General features: G+C 39.9%; 18 protein-coding genes. 3 read left to right on the top strand and 15 right to left on the bottom strand.

Features of this window, described 5'->3' with window-relative positions:
• Window positions 1-95 precede the first annotated feature (95 nt).
• Window positions 96-386: a hypothetical protein gene (locus B3P23_RS13520; protein ID WP_293926901.1), complete on the top strand. Its 291-nt coding sequence runs from the start codon at window positions 96-98 to the stop codon at window positions 384-386.
• 110 nt (window positions 387-496) lie between these two features.
• On the opposite strand, the gene B3P23_RS13515 is transcribed toward B3P23_RS13520, so the two are convergent.
• From B3P23_RS13515 to B3P23_RS13500, 4 genes are all read right to left on the bottom strand, one after another.
• Complete coding sequence (locus B3P23_RS13515; protein ID WP_293926898.1) at window positions 497-664, bottom strand: hypothetical protein; 168 nt, start codon at window positions 662-664, stop codon at window positions 497-499.
• Window positions 651-971 (bottom strand): hypothetical protein, encoded by a 321-nt coding sequence (locus tag B3P23_RS13510; RefSeq protein WP_260947899.1) that lies wholly within the window; start codon window positions 969-971, stop codon window positions 651-653. The genes B3P23_RS13515 and B3P23_RS13510 overlap by 14 nt, the downstream gene beginning before the upstream one ends.
• Window positions 972-1,087: 116 nt before the next feature.
• The gene (locus B3P23_RS13505) at window positions 1,088-1,543 is read right to left on the bottom strand and encodes a DUF5675 family protein (protein WP_293926893.1); all 456 of its coding nucleotides are present in this window, start codon (window positions 1,541-1,543) and stop codon (window positions 1,088-1,090) included.
• A 9-nt stretch (window positions 1,544-1,552) separates the two neighbouring features.
• Window positions 1,553-2,185 (bottom strand): fibronectin type III domain-containing protein, encoded by a 633-nt coding sequence (locus B3P23_RS13500; protein WP_293926890.1) that lies wholly within the window; start codon window positions 2,183-2,185, stop codon window positions 1,553-1,555.
• Between the two features lie 40 nt (window positions 2,186-2,225).
• Here B3P23_RS13500 and B3P23_RS13495 point away from each other — a divergent pair, with 40 nt between their 5' ends.
• The gene (locus B3P23_RS13495; protein WP_293926887.1) at window positions 2,226-2,369 is read left to right on the top strand and encodes a hypothetical protein; all 144 of its coding nucleotides are present in this window, start codon (window positions 2,226-2,228) and stop codon (window positions 2,367-2,369) included.
• A gap of 519 nt (window positions 2,370-2,888) precedes the next feature.
• On the opposite strand, the gene B3P23_RS13490 is transcribed toward B3P23_RS13495, so the two are convergent.
• From B3P23_RS13490 to B3P23_RS13465, 7 genes are all read right to left on the bottom strand, one after another.
• Window positions 2,889-5,369, bottom strand: a complete 2,481-nt coding sequence (locus tag B3P23_RS13490) for a glycoside hydrolase family 2 TIM barrel-domain containing protein (protein WP_293926884.1) — start codon at window positions 5,367-5,369, stop codon at window positions 2,889-2,891.
• A 24-nt stretch (window positions 5,370-5,393) separates the two neighbouring features.
• Window positions 5,394-5,738: a family 20 glycosylhydrolase gene (locus B3P23_RS21495; RefSeq protein ID WP_414713154.1), complete on the bottom strand. Its 345-nt coding sequence runs from the start codon at window positions 5,736-5,738 to the stop codon at window positions 5,394-5,396.
• 527 nt (window positions 5,739-6,265) lie between these two features.
• A complete protein-coding gene (locus B3P23_RS13485; protein WP_045753003.1) occupies window positions 6,266-6,514 on the bottom strand; it encodes a hypothetical protein in 249 nt (82 codons plus the stop codon).
• 205 nt (window positions 6,515-6,719) lie between these two features.
• On the bottom strand, window positions 6,720-9,152 hold the full coding sequence (locus B3P23_RS13480; RefSeq protein WP_293926880.1) for an outer membrane beta-barrel protein: 2,433 nt from the start codon (window positions 9,150-9,152) through the stop codon (window positions 6,720-6,722).
• A 105-nt stretch (window positions 9,153-9,257) separates the two neighbouring features.
• A complete protein-coding gene (locus B3P23_RS13475) occupies window positions 9,258-10,448 on the bottom strand; it encodes an exo-beta-N-acetylmuramidase NamZ family protein (protein WP_293926877.1) in 1,191 nt (396 codons plus the stop codon).
• A gap of 322 nt (window positions 10,449-10,770) precedes the next feature.
• Window positions 10,771-11,826, bottom strand: coding sequence for a polysaccharide pyruvyl transferase family protein (locus tag B3P23_RS13470; protein ID WP_293926874.1), 1,056 nt, complete (start codon window positions 11,824-11,826; stop codon window positions 10,771-10,773).
• A gap of 116 nt (window positions 11,827-11,942) precedes the next feature.
• Window positions 11,943-13,340, bottom strand: coding sequence for an AMP-binding protein (locus B3P23_RS13465; RefSeq protein ID WP_293926871.1), 1,398 nt, complete (start codon window positions 13,338-13,340; stop codon window positions 11,943-11,945).
• Between the two features lie 359 nt (window positions 13,341-13,699).
• Here B3P23_RS13465 and B3P23_RS13460 point away from each other — a divergent pair, with 359 nt between their 5' ends.
• Complete coding sequence (locus B3P23_RS13460) at window positions 13,700-13,900, top strand: hypothetical protein (RefSeq protein ID WP_293926868.1); 201 nt, start codon at window positions 13,700-13,702, stop codon at window positions 13,898-13,900.
• A gap of 131 nt (window positions 13,901-14,031) precedes the next feature.
• Here the strand turns inward: B3P23_RS13460 and B3P23_RS13455 are convergent, their stop codons facing one another.
• The 4 genes from B3P23_RS13455 to B3P23_RS13440 all read right to left on the bottom strand — a co-directional run bounded on the left by B3P23_RS13455 (window position 14,032) and on the right by B3P23_RS13440 (window position 15,724).
• Window positions 14,032-14,541 carry an ATP-binding cassette domain-containing protein gene (locus tag B3P23_RS13455; protein WP_293926865.1) on the bottom strand — a complete coding sequence of 170 codons (510 nt, stop codon included), beginning with the start codon at window positions 14,539-14,541 and terminating at the stop codon, window positions 14,032-14,034.
• Window positions 14,542-14,567: 26 nt separating this feature from the next.
• Window positions 14,568-14,789, bottom strand: coding sequence for an ATP-binding cassette domain-containing protein (locus B3P23_RS13450; RefSeq protein WP_293926862.1), 222 nt, complete (start codon window positions 14,787-14,789; stop codon window positions 14,568-14,570).
• Between the two features lie 243 nt (window positions 14,790-15,032).
• Window positions 15,033-15,287, bottom strand: coding sequence for a sugar transferase (locus tag B3P23_RS13445; RefSeq protein ID WP_293926859.1), 255 nt, complete (start codon window positions 15,285-15,287; stop codon window positions 15,033-15,035).
• Window positions 15,266-15,724, bottom strand: a complete 459-nt coding sequence (locus tag B3P23_RS13440) for a sugar transferase (protein WP_293926856.1) — start codon at window positions 15,722-15,724, stop codon at window positions 15,266-15,268. Before B3P23_RS13440 ends, B3P23_RS13445 begins: the two co-directional genes overlap by 22 nt.
• Window positions 15,725-15,914: the final 190 nt, after the last annotated feature.

The raw sequence follows: 15,914 nt of genomic DNA, 5'->3' as shown, positions 1-15,914 counted from the left end.
TATGGAGCTAAGGATCGCTCATACTTTCTGATCCATTATCGGATTCAGAATGGTCAAAACTACATTCCTGGACGAAAAGCCATACCGTAGCAGGATTGATTTTCGATAGCTTTATCTTTCTTAGAGACGATCAGCTGCCTCCACAAGCGTTGCGCATAAAATGGGCTGTTCGGGTCGACCAGACCGAACGCCATAATACCAAAATGAACCAAGTCATTGCAGCACAATATACTTCCTTTACAAATTCTGGACTCCAGCCGATCTACAAAAAGGGCAAACGATTGCTGCTTGCTATGACATTCCTATGCACCGTATGTCGCGAGATATCGACCAATATTTTGAAAACAAAGGTTACGCAGAAGTCCCAATATTTCCTACGCGGATGATCTCCATGAGTATCTATCGATTACATCCACCTGAGAATCAACAAAAAAGAGCCGTTCCACCATCAGAACGGCTCTTGAGTAGTTAAATTAACGACAAAAGTATGGATTGGCTACTTACGTCTGGTCAATTTCCCCAGTAAACGACTGGTCACAAAACTAACGAGCGTCCCCACAGCCGCTAAGATTATGGTCTGTAACAGGTCTCCAAAAGTAAAACTTCCCCATATGGAGCATATCGTACCTCCCCATGCCGATAGCCGGATATCATTCGGTTTCATCCGACACCTCCTTACCAGTTTCCAGATCGTATCGTATCACACGACCGGATACATTTTTAGATTCGGAACTTTCCTTAGCAGGAGGCACTAAATCATCACCATCAGAAAGCAATTGTGCAGGCGTAGTTTTACAGTCTGGTTCCTCGCTATTTTGCACCTGTTCATCTTTGTCCGTAATGACCGATTCGATTATACCAAGTCCAAGACCAATATACTTGATGATATGGATAAATTTACCTGGCAATTGGATCGGAGCAAGCAAAATCACCTGGATAGCTCCACTTATTTTTTTGATAATTTTTTTCATTGTTATTTTAAAGTTAGAGGGTTAGATAGTTAGAGGGTTAGATAGTTAAATAGTTAGACGGTTAGATAGTTAGACGGTTAGATAGTTAAGCAGGAGTTTATGAATAGATCACTCCGTCACTTGTTCACTTCGTTACTGATCACTATAAAAACCTGTTCCTTCGCCATGAGCTTGATCAGCTTTTGATAAAGAGCGATATAGGCTTTTTTTGAACGTCGAAGTTCATAATCGCCTTCGATCAACTCCCAGCTTTGTCCGACCAGCAGACAACCTGCCGTATCACCGATATGGTTTCCGATATGGATATATACATAGCTGTAATTCGGGATCTCTTTGATCTCCACCATACCTTGATGTACGGCCTGAAATTTACGTTTATATCGCGCATTCATGGCGCCATAGGTATTTAATATAAGCGGATATTCACCAGCAGGAATCGCAGTCTCACCTTTTATTTTACGTTCCCTTACCGCATCTTCTAGACCATAGCTAATCATCACATCGTCGACATAGATTTCAGACAGGGTACTGTTGTTCCCCTGTCTGATTCGCTTGACCAGCATCTTCGCCATATCAATCGTTTAGCGTGCTGTTAGACGAACGGGCTCACACCAATCCCCGATACCTCTTCGATTACGCGCACGTATCCTTAAATGATAGGTAAAACCTGGCTTTACCGGAGAGAAAATATTAGCATAGCTCGTACTCGTCTGAAAGATTTCCCCCCATACAGGTTGATCAAACTGATCTAAATCACTCGTCACCTGGTACTCGTACAACAAAGCATCTTTGATCGGCTTAAATTTGACTTGCATTTGATTGCTCTGTCTACCATCGACAAGTGCAGCACCTTGCACTTGCACCGGGATCTGTGCTGTTTTAGCATCATTTTCCAAGATAAGACCCGAACTCAATAAGATGGAACGCGATCCATCGGCTACCATATTAACGTAGAATGCCGTCTTTTTAAGACTATCCGCCACGATCCTTTTACTATCATTCTTCTCTGCAATTTCCAACACACTGCCGCCGCGGCTTGCTTTCTGCCACTTTACCTTAAAATCATCTGCTTGACTTTGAAGATCTTCCAAACTTACAGGCAAATCAACCAGGACCGCATGATCTTTCAGGCAATCCAGTACTTTTCCAACCAACGTGTTAAACCCATCATCGTTAATTTGTGAGTAGTCTAAGATTACTTTTTTCTTTCTCATAGTCATTACTTTTTTGAGCTGTTGCTCCATGAATAAATAAATGATAACTGATGCCCTTCCGGACGAACATCATGAAGCAAACATAAAATCGAATCGGAGTACAAATCGAAATGTGGGACAAAATGGGACAGCAAATCAAAATGTGGGACAAGAAACGGCAAATGTGGGACAACAATTTCTATAAAATCAGAAATTGATGCCATAAAGTCATCTCTTATTGACGTTCAGGAGGTCTATCTTTAACGTTTGGATCACATCTTGACAACAAGTGATCACATCTTGGAAAGAAGAGGGTTTGTTTGTCATAGCGGTTGCATATCGAGAACACTCGATCAAGACTTTTAGTGAAGTGGTTGCCCGCTAACTTCAGCATACGATCGCACTTGATGAAAATAATTATTTCCTACAAATTAGCATGCCCGGTGGCAGCTGCAAAAAATACGATTAATTCGTTAACCGTTTAAATAGCTACTTATGCAGTATAAAACAGCTATTTCGAAATATTTTATTGATTTAGCACATCATCGTGATTATGGGCTCATTATTCCTTTATTCAGCGCATGAGGGACTGCCGGAGTGATCAGTTCCTATCAAGCGAAAGCCTGATCAATAAATCAGGCTTTCGGTAGGCATAAAAGTGTGAGCACAAGTTTAGAACGCTGCGGTTTGACCTCCATTCAAATCGCTACTGCAGGTGATCTATCTATTCGGATATCAGCTCTAGCTTAGCAGATTTAACACCCTTCGCAGAGGCTTCGAAGATGATTTTCCCACGGTGTTCCGAAGATTCGACGATAGCTGTTAATCGGCCACTGAACAATTTCATAAAAGGCGATTGAAAAGACTCCAGACTGGCTGGATTTCCATTAGCTGCAGCCTTAAATTGGCCCAAACCTTTCACTTTAAATTGTATTTCACGTGTTTCATCTGGACACAAATTTCCATCTTTATCAACCATACTGACCTCAATAAAAGATAAATCCTTTCCATCAGCTTTCAGGTTTTTACGATCTGTCTTGAGCTGAATACGGTGAGGCTTGCCGGCTGTATGGACCACCTGCTCTGCTGCGACACGGCCGTCTCGATCATAAGCAACTACTTTTATTGTGCCTGGTTCATACTTACAATCCATCCACATCAAGCGATACCGTTTTTGTCTATCAACAGTTTTATCATTTGAATTAAAGAGTGTGACCGAAGTGTCTTTACTTATTTTACCTTGACTTTTCCCATTGATAAAGAGTTCAGCTGTCGGATAATTGGTATAGGCAAATACAGGGGTCACCTGACCCTCCCGTCCCGGAAATGTCCAGTGCGGCAGTATATGCAAGGTATTTGCCGTTTTATTCCAATGGCTTCTGTACAAATAATAACGATCTTTAGGGATACCGGCCAAATCGACAATACCAAACAAGGAACTATGGCTTGGCCAGTCCGTATAATAAGGAGTCGGCTCGCCCAGATAATCAAATCCTGTCCAAACAAATTCGCCGATCGTATAAGGTAGATCTTCGTGCTGAATAAAATCATCTTCAGGCAGATTAGACCAGCCACAATGCTCCATATCGTAGGAAGATGCCTGATGGTCATCGTACTTTGCCATCGATCTTCGTTGTACAGGAAACTTATATATTCCTCTTGAACTCAGGGTAGATGCTGTTTCTGTTCCTAAAATAATCTGCTGCGGGAGACGTTCGTATTCTTCCTGATAACGATGCGGGCGGTAATTAAATCCTGCGACATCCAAAGATGCTGCCATACCGTTAAATAAAACGCCATCGGGTCTATCCATACCGTTTGTCACGGGACGCGTAGGGTCTTCTCTGTGGCAGATATCCTGCAAGAAACGCGACACTCTAGCCCCCGTCTTGACACTCTGCTCTTCCACTTCATTTCCGATGCACCACATCACCACAGATGGATTATTGCGATAATGATGAATAACATTTACTAAATCCTTTTCCGCCCATTCATCAAAATAACGATTGTATCCATTGCTCATTTTCGGTATTTTCCATTCGTCAAAAGTTTCGATCATCAGCATCATGCCCATTTCGTCACAGATACGAACCAGTTCCGGAGCAGGCATATGATGTGAAGTTCGAATGGCATTTGCACCCATATCCTTCATTATACGCACTTGTCGACGTATGGCAGCTTCATTGACAGCAGACCCCAACGGCCCAAGATCATGGTGGTTACATACCCCTTGAAATTTCAGGCACTTTCCATTTAAGAAAAAGCCCTGATCAGGAACAATCGCCATACTACGGATACCAAATGGGGTCTCCAATTCATCTTTCAGCTGTGCATCACCATACAGCTGCGATACAGCACGGTACAGATGAGGGTGATCTAGATCCCACAGTGACGGACGATCGACTCTGATCTGTTGCGTAAAAACCTGATCATCATAGGCCGATAGATCGGTTGAAATACGGCCAACGGTATCACCATCTGGATTTAATATAGCTGTTTTTAGCACATAACGAATTGTCTGCGGATTACTCGTTTTCATTTTTGTTTTGATGTGTACTTCGGCATATTCCTTTTTAATAACAGGAGTAGTCACCTGCGTACCCCACACCGGGATATGCGTTTCGTCTGTAATGATTAAATGCACATTGCGGTACAATCCGGCTCCAGGATACCAACGTGATGATTGGGGGAGATTTTCCAGATGAACCGCCAATGTATTCTCAGTACCGTCTGCATAAAGAAATTCCGTCACATCAAAATGGAAAGTATTATAGCCATACGGCCAATAGCCTACCTTCCGCCCGTTGATATATACCTGGGCATTGCTCATGGCACCATCAAATACCAGCTGAGCTCTTTTACCCTTCGTAAATTCAGGTGATCTAAATTGCGTCCGATATTGTCCAACGCCAACAAAAGGCAGACCGCCAGTACGTCCAGCGTGTTCCAAAGCCTCCTTTTGTCCATCTTGGGCAATAGCCATGACTTGCTTGTCATTTATTGATGAAAATGGCCCATAAATAGCCCAATCATGAGGAATGCGCACAGACTGCCATTTTTGATCATCAAAGGCAGGTTGTGTGAAAGTAGGATCTTCAGTTCGGGAGAATTTCCAATTTTTATCCAGGAGAATTTCTTTACGGCTCTGCGCGTGGCCCAAAAAGAACATCAAAAAAGTGGAACATAATAATAAAAAATACTTCATATATAGCAAATTAGGTTGTTAGTGTTATGTATGACACAACTCAAAATTAACAAAAAATACACCGCTTATCAAAATAGAAATGGGAGAAAAGGCGAATTTAACGTGTATAATAATGGGGGTGCAACCTTTCCAGCTCCAAGACTGAAAATGTCCCAGATTCAAGCGTTCAATAAATTTTTCGAAATTTTTATTTTCCGGTTTTGACCACGCCACTTCCGCTGCGGGCAGAAGCATATATTCCAATTGGTTTCGATTTGGAATAAATTCATTCCACAGCGCCAGCTGTATGCCTTTTACATATTTGCGTTGCGCTGCCGTCAGTGCCCGAGGGTAGGGATCATTAGCATATACCCGCGCTAAGGTATTGATCGAGTATTTTTAGGCTATCCACCTTCCAAAATTTTGTCCCATCCGACCAATTTGCGGTCGTTGGTTTCTAAAAATCGTGCTATCCGTTTTATAAAATAACTCTGTAGTTCGGACTCATACAGGCACATAACTACCACCGATCGCTTTAACATCATCTTTGCCATCAACCAAAAGTTCGCAACCCCATTTCAAATCACTTATGCTATTTTCATCAGCAAGGCTTTATGTCAGGTACTGGCTAGAGAGCATGTATTTAAAAGATCAGCGTACAAAAAAGATCAATTGTGAGGACCCGAAAATCCTAATATGTTTCACTATATTTGCTAGTGATCATATTTTTTATTATCTTCCATTATGCATAGTTTTCTATTCATAATAGGGTTTATATAAAGAAAACCCGTAACAGCTCGATGTTGCGGGTTTTTTATTAGAAGGCTATTTTATTGTTCGTCGTCTTGATATTGATATTATTTTTTATGATTTAATCTCATCATCCCCTCATATCAGGCCGACCTCATGCGCCATCTTTAATCCGGTAATTTTAATTTTCCTATAAACGGATATTCTTCTACCGTTTCAATAGCATCCGAGATGGGGTAACATAGTTGATACGTGTCCTGAAGGTCTTCCGAAAATTGAAAAAATTGATCTTTTTTTACCTTTTCAAAGATCCAGATGGGATCCAAAGGATTTGAATTGTACTTCGTAATAATTGCAGTATATCCATTTTTTTGAGCTTCTACAAGCCGCTCTTTTGTAATATTTGCTAATTCCATATTATACTAATGTACAAAAAATAAATGAAATGTTATTTCAATTTTAAGCTAAAAAGTACATGAAAAGTAAGAAAAATAGGTATAATTAGGCATTAAACGTCAAAATTTTTAAAAAATATCAAAAATCAGAAATGTAACAAAATAGGTGCTATCTTGATCGATTTAGCAACATAGCTTGAATAAATCATCAACTGATGTGATATAATTAGGGAATTCTTCCACTTTCACTTTCCAATGCCGATTTCCGTGCGCGTTGTGCTTTTGCCGTTCCACTGCTGAATCGATAACTGAAACTCAACCGCACCTGTCTGGACTCGTAGTAACCATAGCTATTCGAAACAAATCCAGGGAAATTTTGCGTGTACTTACTTTGATTCCCTTTATAGATGTCATTGATCGCAAACCTGACCGTCGCTTTATCCTGTAGCATCGTTTTCTGAAAAGCAATATCAACCTGACTAACAGCCCTGCTCAGCGTATTGGCACCACTGAGACGTCTTGAATGATAGACAGCCGCCAGTTCGGCTTTCATCTTATAAGGCAGCTTAAAAGATTGTATTAAACTCACACGACCTGCTGCCTGTTGCAAGTTCAGATTTCTATACTGATCAAAAGAAACATCATTTTGGATATAATAAAAAAGACCATTAAAAGTAAGATCCCACCACGGTTTAGGAGCAAGATTCTGCGTCAGCGTTAGTGACCAGTGTTTTTGTGTACCTACATTCTTGCTGATCATTACCATTTTATCGCTATCGAGCGTATCCGTTACCTTCGCATTCAACTGATCCGTATAAGCAAAGTTAAACGAGATCACCGTGGCACTCTTTAGGGAGTATAAAGCTGTAAAGCGATGGGTGAGCGATGGACTTAAAAACGGATTTCCCTGCCAAAAAGATAATTCGTCCAGCATATAAATAAACGGGTTCAGATCGGCATAAGCTGGTCTTTCGATCCGTTTGGCATAGGACAAAGAAAGGGTCTGCTGTTCACCAAACGGTCTGGTAGCAGAAAAAAATGGAAAGAGATTGGTAAAATTACGATTAATTACATCGTCCAGATCAGCACCGTTCTCTTTGTAAAATAACTGGCCTGTTGAACGCGAATTTTCTAATCTCAATCCACCCTGGAGCGACCATTTTCCTAGCGTTCGTTTATAATCCACATAAGCACTGGAGGTATGCTCATCAAAATAAAAATCATTGGAGCGTCGATTATCCAAACTATCAGCGGCAGCACCTACATGATAAAACCTCGAATTGTTTCGAGAACCCACATTCGAATACTTCAAACCTGTTTCCAGCTTACCTCGCCAGAGCTTCGTACCATAGTCTATTTTGATTCCTTTTAGATCGATATCGATTCCATTGAGCGTCCGATATAGATTTTCCTGAAAAATGCTTTGTTGCGCATCGCGGTAGGTATTGGATTGTAAATTTTTATTCCACTTATCAAAAAAACCATAATCCGCATCGATATTCAAGCTCCTGCCCAGCGTATCTTCGTATCTGTAGTTGAAGTTAACATGATAACGAGCAGTACCTTGTCCATAATAATCATTGATAGCATCTAGGGTTTCTTCCATCACGAAGGACGGCAGGGTACTGATTGCTGTCCGGGTATCGGTGATCCCCCCTCCAAAGATAAAATTACCGTTTGCCATAAAACCGATGGTATTTTTATCGTTCAGATTATAATCCACCCCCACCTGCGTAGACATTTTCTGGCGTTTATCCACATCATCCGTATGGCTATCATAGGCCTTTCCATTTTGCTGACGATTTGTGCCGTATAAATAGTGGTAATTGCCCAAAGTATGGCTATAATTACCGTATACATTTAATTTGTCTTTGCGGTAATTGAGCGCTACATTTTGCAGCTGTTTAGCACTGATACCATACGCTACAGTACTGCTGATCGTACCATTAAGCCCTGTTACTTGATTTTTTTTTGTTTTAATATGGATAATACCTGCTGATCCGGTAGCATCGTATTTAGCCGTTGGGCTATTGATGATTTCAATGGACTTGAGATTATTGGATGACAATGATTTTAACAGATCTGTCAATTCTTTTCCAGAAAGAAAAGTCTGACGACCATCCAACAAAATCTGCACCCCACTTTTTCCATGGAGCGTAATGTCACTTTCATTTTCAACATAGACACCTGGAGCTCTTTTCAATGCTTCCAAAACAGAAACATCCTGTCCTCCAATCGTGCCGTCGACATGGTAAATAAGTGTACCACCGTCGATTTGGATCAGTTTTTTCTTTCCTTCCACAGCCACCTCTGCCAATGTACTGGCCACTGGCTTAAGCATAATGGTCCCCAGATCGATCGTTGCCCCATCAAAAACTGCAGACTGCTGTTCTTGATGGCCCATATGACTCACTTTTACAAAATAGCGTCCTGTTTGATCAAATTTCATCTGAAATTTCCCCAAACGATCTGTTGCAGTACTCAAAACTAACTTTTCAGTGTGATCATACAGGCTGATCGTAACCAATGATATAGGCGATCGGTTCTCATCAACAACCTTTCCACTAATGCGTTTATACTGCACCTGTCCATACAGCTGTGTGCAAAATAAAACAATTATTCCAACCCATAAGGATCTTAAAACTGGAGATGATATCATCGGTTTAATATGACATAAACTAGCTAATCTTCTAACTATATAACCTTCTAACTCTACAAATAGTAACAGAGTTACGAAGTGACCAAGTAACGTAATGGGCTAACCTTACTCATAAATTAAATATTTTTTTCTCATCTCTTTATAGGTCGCTAATCCCGGTTCCCAGCTTTTACGAATTTCATCCGCAGACTGACCCGCAATGATAGCCTCCCGTAGCGCAGGTCCCCCCGCTAACTTATCAAATACGACAATTTCTTTACTTTGCTTATGATCAAAAAATATTTTTTGATTCGGATAGTTCTGATAGGTCTCGATCAACCACGAAAGGTCGATTTGCTTGGATGCTCTTAATTTTTGTAGATCGACTGTTCTTAAATCCAAGCCATAGCATAGTTTATTGAGGTGAATAGGGGTTGCACTCATATTCGGTATACGGACTGGCGTAAACGAAAAATCATATTTATCCTTTAATTCAGGCGCACCAATCACGGTAAATGGAAATAGAGTGCCTCTTCCCTCACTGAGCACTGTACCTTCAAATAAGCAAGTCGAGGGGTATAACAGCACAGCCTGATAGGTATTGATATTCGGAGACATATGTACAGGCGGTATATATTCCATATCATGCGTATAGTTGGCCACCGGTACAATCTTGATGTTGCACTGCACGCCATTTGCGAGCCAGCCCTCCCCATTGATCATCTGTGCATATTCGCCGACTGTCATACCATGCGTGACGGGAACAGGATGCATCCCGATTCCTGATTTGTATGCCATATCCAGTATCGGTCCATCGATAAAGTAGCCGTTGGGATTTGGCCGATCGAAGATCAACAACTCTTTTCCATGCTCCGCACAGGCTTCCATGACACGGTGCATGGTTCCGATATACGTAAAATAGCGAACACCGATGTCTTGAATATCAAAAATCATCAGATCCACATCTTCCAGCATCTCTTTAGTCGGCTTATTGGTCTTACCATATAAAGAAACGATTTTGACCCCGGTCTTCGGATCGATGGCATCTGTCACCTTTACCCCTGCGCCGACATCGCCACGGAAGCCATGTTCCGGACCAAATACTTTCACGATATTGACCCCAAGTGCGATCAGACTATCCACACTGGATTGATCTCCGATTCGTGAAGTAGGATTGACCACCATGCCAATTCTTTTACCTTTCAAATAATCGAGATATTCAGAAGTTTGATCCGCTCCTGTACGAATTTGCGCAACAAGCGGATGGACAAATAACAGGACGATGCAAAAGCTGAAGATAATTTTAATTGTTTTCATATTGATGAGATTATTCCTATAACCTGGACTTTTTTATTCGTTATTTTGGTACAATGAAGTTATACGGAGTTTACAATTGTATAAAAGAAAAATGTACGAGTCATTCCTTTTTTCTTCTGTAAGGATAAGCATTAAAAACAAAATACGCAAGAAAGCGCAAGTTAATTACATAAAAAACAACAAATTCGTTACACTACAACTATAATAACCTATCTAACAGAACAATGAAGACCAAAAACTCTTCATGAGAATCAAATTACAGACGACAAGAGTAGCATAAAAACGCAATCATAAATCTTTCTTTTTGCATGATCAAGAAATATTACAGCTTATTACTTTTCAAATTTGCATGTAAAAATGAAGCCGATACAACCTGCTCTTTCTTTAAAAATTCATTTATGGGGCGATAATCTATTTTTGATTCCAGTAAGTGCCTCATATCCGATTCCTGCCGTACGACCCTATCAGTCAGATCGACACGCTTTAGAAAATCTAAACATTTATTTTCCCGCTCGGGAATTAAAAAAAGTGCAAATTGTGTATTAAACTTGATGGAAAATAAAAGACCATGAAACATACAAGTAAAGACAAAATCGGCATGTTTAAGATATCCCATCCATCGAAAAGGCGAGGGAGCAATAACATTTCGATCTGCCCACTCAAATTTTTTGCCAATTGATATGATTTTTAATCCCTTTTCCCGACTTAAAGTTTTCATTTCCTCAATAATTTTTTCATCAGGAAGAAGCCCATCAGAATAAAAAAGGATATAGTTTTTGAGTTTTACATCCTTGATTTCCTGATCAAAACTATAAATAAGTGTTGGGTCCAAAACGAGCCGCACGGTATTTTCATTCAAAGATGTGGCAAATTTAAAGGTATTGAGATCTCTTACGCCTATAGAATCAAAGTTTTTCATCAGCCTAACAATACTTCTGGGGTGCTGCCGATCGAAATTATCCGGCCCCATACTTGCAGCATTAGCCATGATTTTATCGGCAGACAGCTGATCTGAAAAATACGGTGTATCCACTCCTCCCCACTCCTTGGTGTAGCACCATATTTGATCGCTACCAATGATTACCGTACGATAGTGCTTTTCCCCCAATTCTTCCCGCAGCAGATAATGTCTTGTCTTCTTAAAGTTGCGATGGTAATACCTAAATTTCATAAATTTATACAGTAATTTAAGGTAAAGGACAGGTGTATTTCCATCCTGACTAAACATCGTTTTCATTTCATTATGAATGCTTTTTTGCGTTCTATAATCGATCAGTTCGTTGTCATATCCATTTTCAATTAAAAAATGCTGCAAGGCATAAGCTTGAAGAAAAGCACCATAATTGTAACACCGAGAAAAAGTTAAAATACCAATCATAATTCACACCTGAAATTAAATATTAGAAGAAAATTGCTATCTCCCGCTTATGCATCGTGATACCGCATATTGATGAGGAGATCATACATGTCGTAACGTCAGATCTAAAAAAAAGTCTAACGCTTTATTTTCCCTGTTTTAGTTCGTTCAATTTGTTCCACCAATACAAAATGATCGAGAATCAAATAGCTATTTAAGGATTGAGCCAATTCCTTTTTTAATGCTTGAATACCTTTAAATTCTGCATGGATCATGAGATCTGCCGTTAGGTGGTCGTTCTTTAAATATACCTTAGCATCGGCAATGCCGCTCACCTCATTTAGGCAGGTCTCTACCTGAACCGGATTAATTTTATATCCTTTATATTTAATAAATAGATTTCGACTAATAAAATGATAGTGATTCCCGATTTTTTCCATCACATCGTGCGTTTCAACCCTAAGCTGATGATCGGGGTATACATCACATTGCACGATCAATTCGCCTTTTGTATGTTGCTGCTTCACTAGCGCAGCTTCATCTGCTAGATAAAGATCATAAATAGGAAGTACCTGACCGATACACGTGAGCTGCGCATTACCGATATCGTTCACATAATTTAAGGCAATGATGGACGGTATTTCCGTGACCCCGTATCGAATGGAAAAAGACACTTGTTCAAATTTTCCATGTAGCTCCTTTAACAGTTCCAGCGGTACCGCATCGCCACCAAAACCCAGATGCTGAAGATGCGGTATTTTTATCCGATTGCAGATGAGCAACAATTGCTTATAGAAATAAGGAACTCCTTCGATTGCTGTGATTTTAGTATTCACGTCTTGATCAAACAACAGTTGGATCGGACTGATGCTATCTTTCGCATCTGGCAGAAAGACTGCACTCCCCCCTTGCGTATACTCTACCACAGCACTTATACCATAAGAATGAAATAAAGGAATGCTGATCAGCACAAGTTGTGATTGGGTGTATGGCATGATTCCAGTGTTTCTGATCGTATCTATCGCATTTATTAGTTGATAATAGGATGTTTTAATGAGTTTGGATTGCCCAGTTGTTCCACTGGTGAAAAAAAAGATATGGCTGTACTGCTGCATTTTCGTTGGCATCTCCGACCATTGAGCACCTTGAGACGGGATATCGATACAGACATCATGACTATGCTCTTCCTGATCATCAGAAAGAGTAATACTGGAACCCTGACAACCCGATCGTGCTAGCAGATCGGGCGCACTGACGCGATGTTGTGGTACCAGAATTATATCCAATTCCAGGGCGACACATGCCCAGAAAGACAACAGCAGTTTTCTCTGATCATTAAAATTGATGATTACGGTCGTCAGATCATCTGCCGCCGCAGTTAAAACTAAACGACCAATGGAGAAGATTACATCGTCAGCCTCCTGAAAAGTCCATGTTTGGCCAGAACTAGATAAATACAGCTCCTGAGGACGACGAATCACGTGATCATAAAAATACCTAAACAAGTGTCCCTGTTGCTGCGAGTATACCGCCATGAATTAACATTTGAATAAAGGTTTACATCTAATATTTCTCCATCAGTCAGAGATTTCATAGAAATAAGGCTTTTCCATGGAATACTGCTAATGAATAGCGTCAATCCTGCGTTTACGCTAGTGACTTATAAGTAAATATAAAAAAGAATAAGATGAAAAAGAAATAAAAAATGGGCGAATATTTATTATTCGTTAATCTTATCTTCTTTTCAGAACAAATATTCTTGACATTATTCACATTATTTTGTAACTTACCATTGGCGATGAGCCACTGTTTTACAGTGGCTTAACCATTTTTCAAACCTCATGACATCCTTACTCTTAATTTTTGCCTTACAAGTTGATTTAATAGCATTTTTATGAAGGAAATCGAAAAAAAATTGCCCAAGCCCTACAGCTTAAAGATTCTTACTTCGCTCATCGGCTACGGCATCTACCTTCCTGCTCAGATCATTCAACAACAACTTGCAGCGAGCGGCATTGCATCCGAAATCTTAGTTTTTGAATGGCTATACGATGCGGAAAAGAAAAAGACCTTCTTCCTGCATCCGATCCATTGATAAGCTTAGAAACAAAAAAAAGGAAACGACAGGAAAAATAGAATTCACAAATTTAAGCATAAAATTAAGCTTATACCGCGATTCTATGAGGTAATCCCTCTTAAGAAAACCTTTCATTTTAGCATATATCATCATATGATGTGTTCGATTTTGTTCATGATACTGTGATAATAGGATTCTAAATTTTGAAATTCCGCTTTAATCTCTTGTATAGACGTACAGGCTAACAGTTTTCCCTTTTTCATGATGCAGACCTTATTACAGAGCTCTTCGGCTTCATCAAAACGATGTGTCGCGATTAATAAAGTCCGTTGCTGATCGTCATGTATTTTACTTGATATCAACAGCTTGACATCTTGTACAGCTTGCGGATCAAGCGTACGGGTAGGTTCATCCAAAATTAATATCTTGGGGTCTCGCAGCAACCCCCTTGCTAATGCAAGCCGTTGTTTCATCCCCGAGGAATAGGTCGCCACCTGTTTATGTTCGAAACCTTCTAGTCCTACTAAACGGATCAGCTCCTTAATTTTAACGTGTAACGTTTCACCGTTCAAATTATCCAAAACACCAAAAAACTCCAGATTTTCTATACCACTCAATCGCCAATAAAAACTACGTTCCTCGTTTAAGACAAAACCCACATTTTTTACGCGATTTTATATTTTCTTTACTGGTATCGCAGTGATTCACCTCGATCGTTCCAGTACCTGGGATACAGCAACCCCCCAATTAGTTTTAATAACGTTGTTTTCCCTGCTCCATTCACCCCAAGAAAAGCCACACGATCGCCATCTTCAATATTTAAGTTAATATCGTCAAGCGCAAAGAAATATTGGTTTTTTCTAAAAAGTAGATAATCCACATATCTTTTGGGGACTGGAAAGGTCATGGAAACATTTTTAATATGGATCATAATAAACCAGGTACATGTTTAACGGTCAAGTTTTTTCTAAAATGCCCATCACCGCATGGCTATACAATTAGCTAATGGACAACGAATTGGTTGCTGTATAAAAATATGCATTTTACGTTACAAAACAATAGCATGAAGCAAGAAATATAGCATATGATAAAAAAAAGCCGCAGATGACCTGTCTCCTCATATGACTAAAAGAAAATAGTGGTTTATTTGTTAATTATTGACCTCTCGCTGATCGTTATGGGTAAATTTAGGCCAGATCAATACGATTGGAATTGTTTTGATAAGAATTAACATGTCCATGGCAAAAGATTGTTCTACAGCATAGCGGTTGTCGAGTGCTATGCGCTCCTGCTCCAGTAGCCTCTTTTTTCGATATTGTTGCACTTGCCAGAGACCGGTCATACCAGAAGGCGCATCAAAACGCAATGTTTCATTCCTATTGATCAACTGTCTGCTTCGTAGCATTCTAGCGGTCTATTCGCGACAATAGACATTTCACCTTTGATGACATTGAAAAGCTGTGGCAATTCATCCAGATGGGAGAGCCTTAAAAAATTACCGATTTTAGTCACTCTAAAATCAGGCTCAAATTTATTAAAAATCAAAGCTTTATCAGCCAGATCATCTTGATGGTAAACGTTCAGATGAGCCATGTCGCCTACCATCCGATCCGCACCGATACACATCGTTCTGAACTTATAAAGCGTAAAAACTTTGCGTCCAGCACCGACCCGTTTTGTATGATAGATCACTTGTCCCTTTGTTTCGACCCCTATCAAAATAGCAATAAGCATCCATATCGGCCATGTGATGATCAGTAAAACGATTGCCATGACCAGATCAAAAAAGCGCTTGTACACCGGCAGAACATAATCGTAAGCGTTCGCGTATGGATGCTTCATAGTTAATTTATCGGTTATAATCTCCTATGATCTATCAGGAAATCAACATACAGGTTTAAGAGAATCAATTAAATTATTTACAAAATACTAAAGAATATCCAAAAATTAAGAATTGTACCATAAAAATAATGCACAAACAGTGAGATCCCCGATATAAAAGCAGAAAATTAATTGCAACTAAATTATTACA

The sequence above is a fragment of the Sphingobacterium sp. UBA6320 genome (genome assembly GCF_002440335.1).
Classification (GTDB): Bacteria; Bacteroidota; Bacteroidia; order Sphingobacteriales; family Sphingobacteriaceae; genus Sphingobacterium.
The sequence above is the reverse complement of the archived record's forward strand: the minus strand, read 5'-3'. Positions and strand labels throughout refer to the sequence as shown.

What these genes read in the sequence shown, in the direction of transcription:
- B3P23_RS13500 (WP_293926890.1), bottom strand. Translation starts at nt 2,185, where the DNA reads ATGAGAAAGAAAAAAGTAATCTTAGACTACTCACAAATTAACGATGAT.
- B3P23_RS13515 (WP_293926898.1), bottom strand. Translation starts at nt 664, where the DNA reads ATGAAACCGAATGATATCCGGCTATCGGCATGGGGAGGTACGATATGC.
- B3P23_RS13445 (WP_293926859.1), bottom strand. Translation starts at nt 15,287, where the DNA reads ATGCTACGAAGCAGACAGTTGATCAATAGGAATGAAACATTGCGTTTT.
- B3P23_RS13485 (WP_045753003.1), bottom strand. Translation starts at nt 6,514, where the DNA reads ATGGAATTAGCAAATATTACAAAAGAGCGGCTTGTAGAAGCTCAAAAA.
- B3P23_RS13460 (WP_293926868.1), top strand. Translation starts at nt 13,700, where the DNA reads ATGAAGGAAATCGAAAAAAAATTGCCCAAGCCCTACAGCTTAAAGATT.
- B3P23_RS13480 (WP_293926880.1), bottom strand. Translation starts at nt 9,152, where the DNA reads ATGATATCATCTCCAGTTTTAAGATCCTTATGGGTTGGAATAATTGTT.
- B3P23_RS13465 (WP_293926871.1), bottom strand. Translation starts at nt 13,340, where the DNA reads ATGGCGGTATACTCGCAGCAACAGGGACACTTGTTTAGGTATTTTTAT.
- B3P23_RS13495 (WP_293926887.1), top strand. Translation starts at nt 2,226, where the DNA reads ATGATAACTGATGCCCTTCCGGACGAACATCATGAAGCAAACATAAAA.
- B3P23_RS13510 (WP_260947899.1), bottom strand. Translation starts at nt 971, where the DNA reads ATGAAAAAAATTATCAAAAAAATAAGTGGAGCTATCCAGGTGATTTTG.
- B3P23_RS13505 (WP_293926893.1), bottom strand. Translation starts at nt 1,543, where the DNA reads ATGGCGAAGATGCTGGTCAAGCGAATCAGACAGGGGAACAACAGTACC.
- B3P23_RS13470 (WP_293926874.1), bottom strand. Translation starts at nt 11,826, where the DNA reads ATGATTGGTATTTTAACTTTTTCTCGGTGTTACAATTATGGTGCTTTT.
- B3P23_RS13475 (WP_293926877.1), bottom strand. Translation starts at nt 10,448, where the DNA reads ATGAAAACAATTAAAATTATCTTCAGCTTTTGCATCGTCCTGTTATTT.
- B3P23_RS13450 (WP_293926862.1), bottom strand. Translation starts at nt 14,789, where the DNA reads ATGACCTTTCCAGTCCCCAAAAGATATGTGGATTATCTACTTTTTAGA.
- B3P23_RS13440 (WP_293926856.1), bottom strand. Translation starts at nt 15,724, where the DNA reads ATGAAGCATCCATACGCGAACGCTTACGATTATGTTCTGCCGGTGTAC.
- B3P23_RS13490 (WP_293926884.1), bottom strand. Translation starts at nt 5,369, where the DNA reads ATGAAGTATTTTTTATTATTATGTTCCACTTTTTTGATGTTCTTTTTG.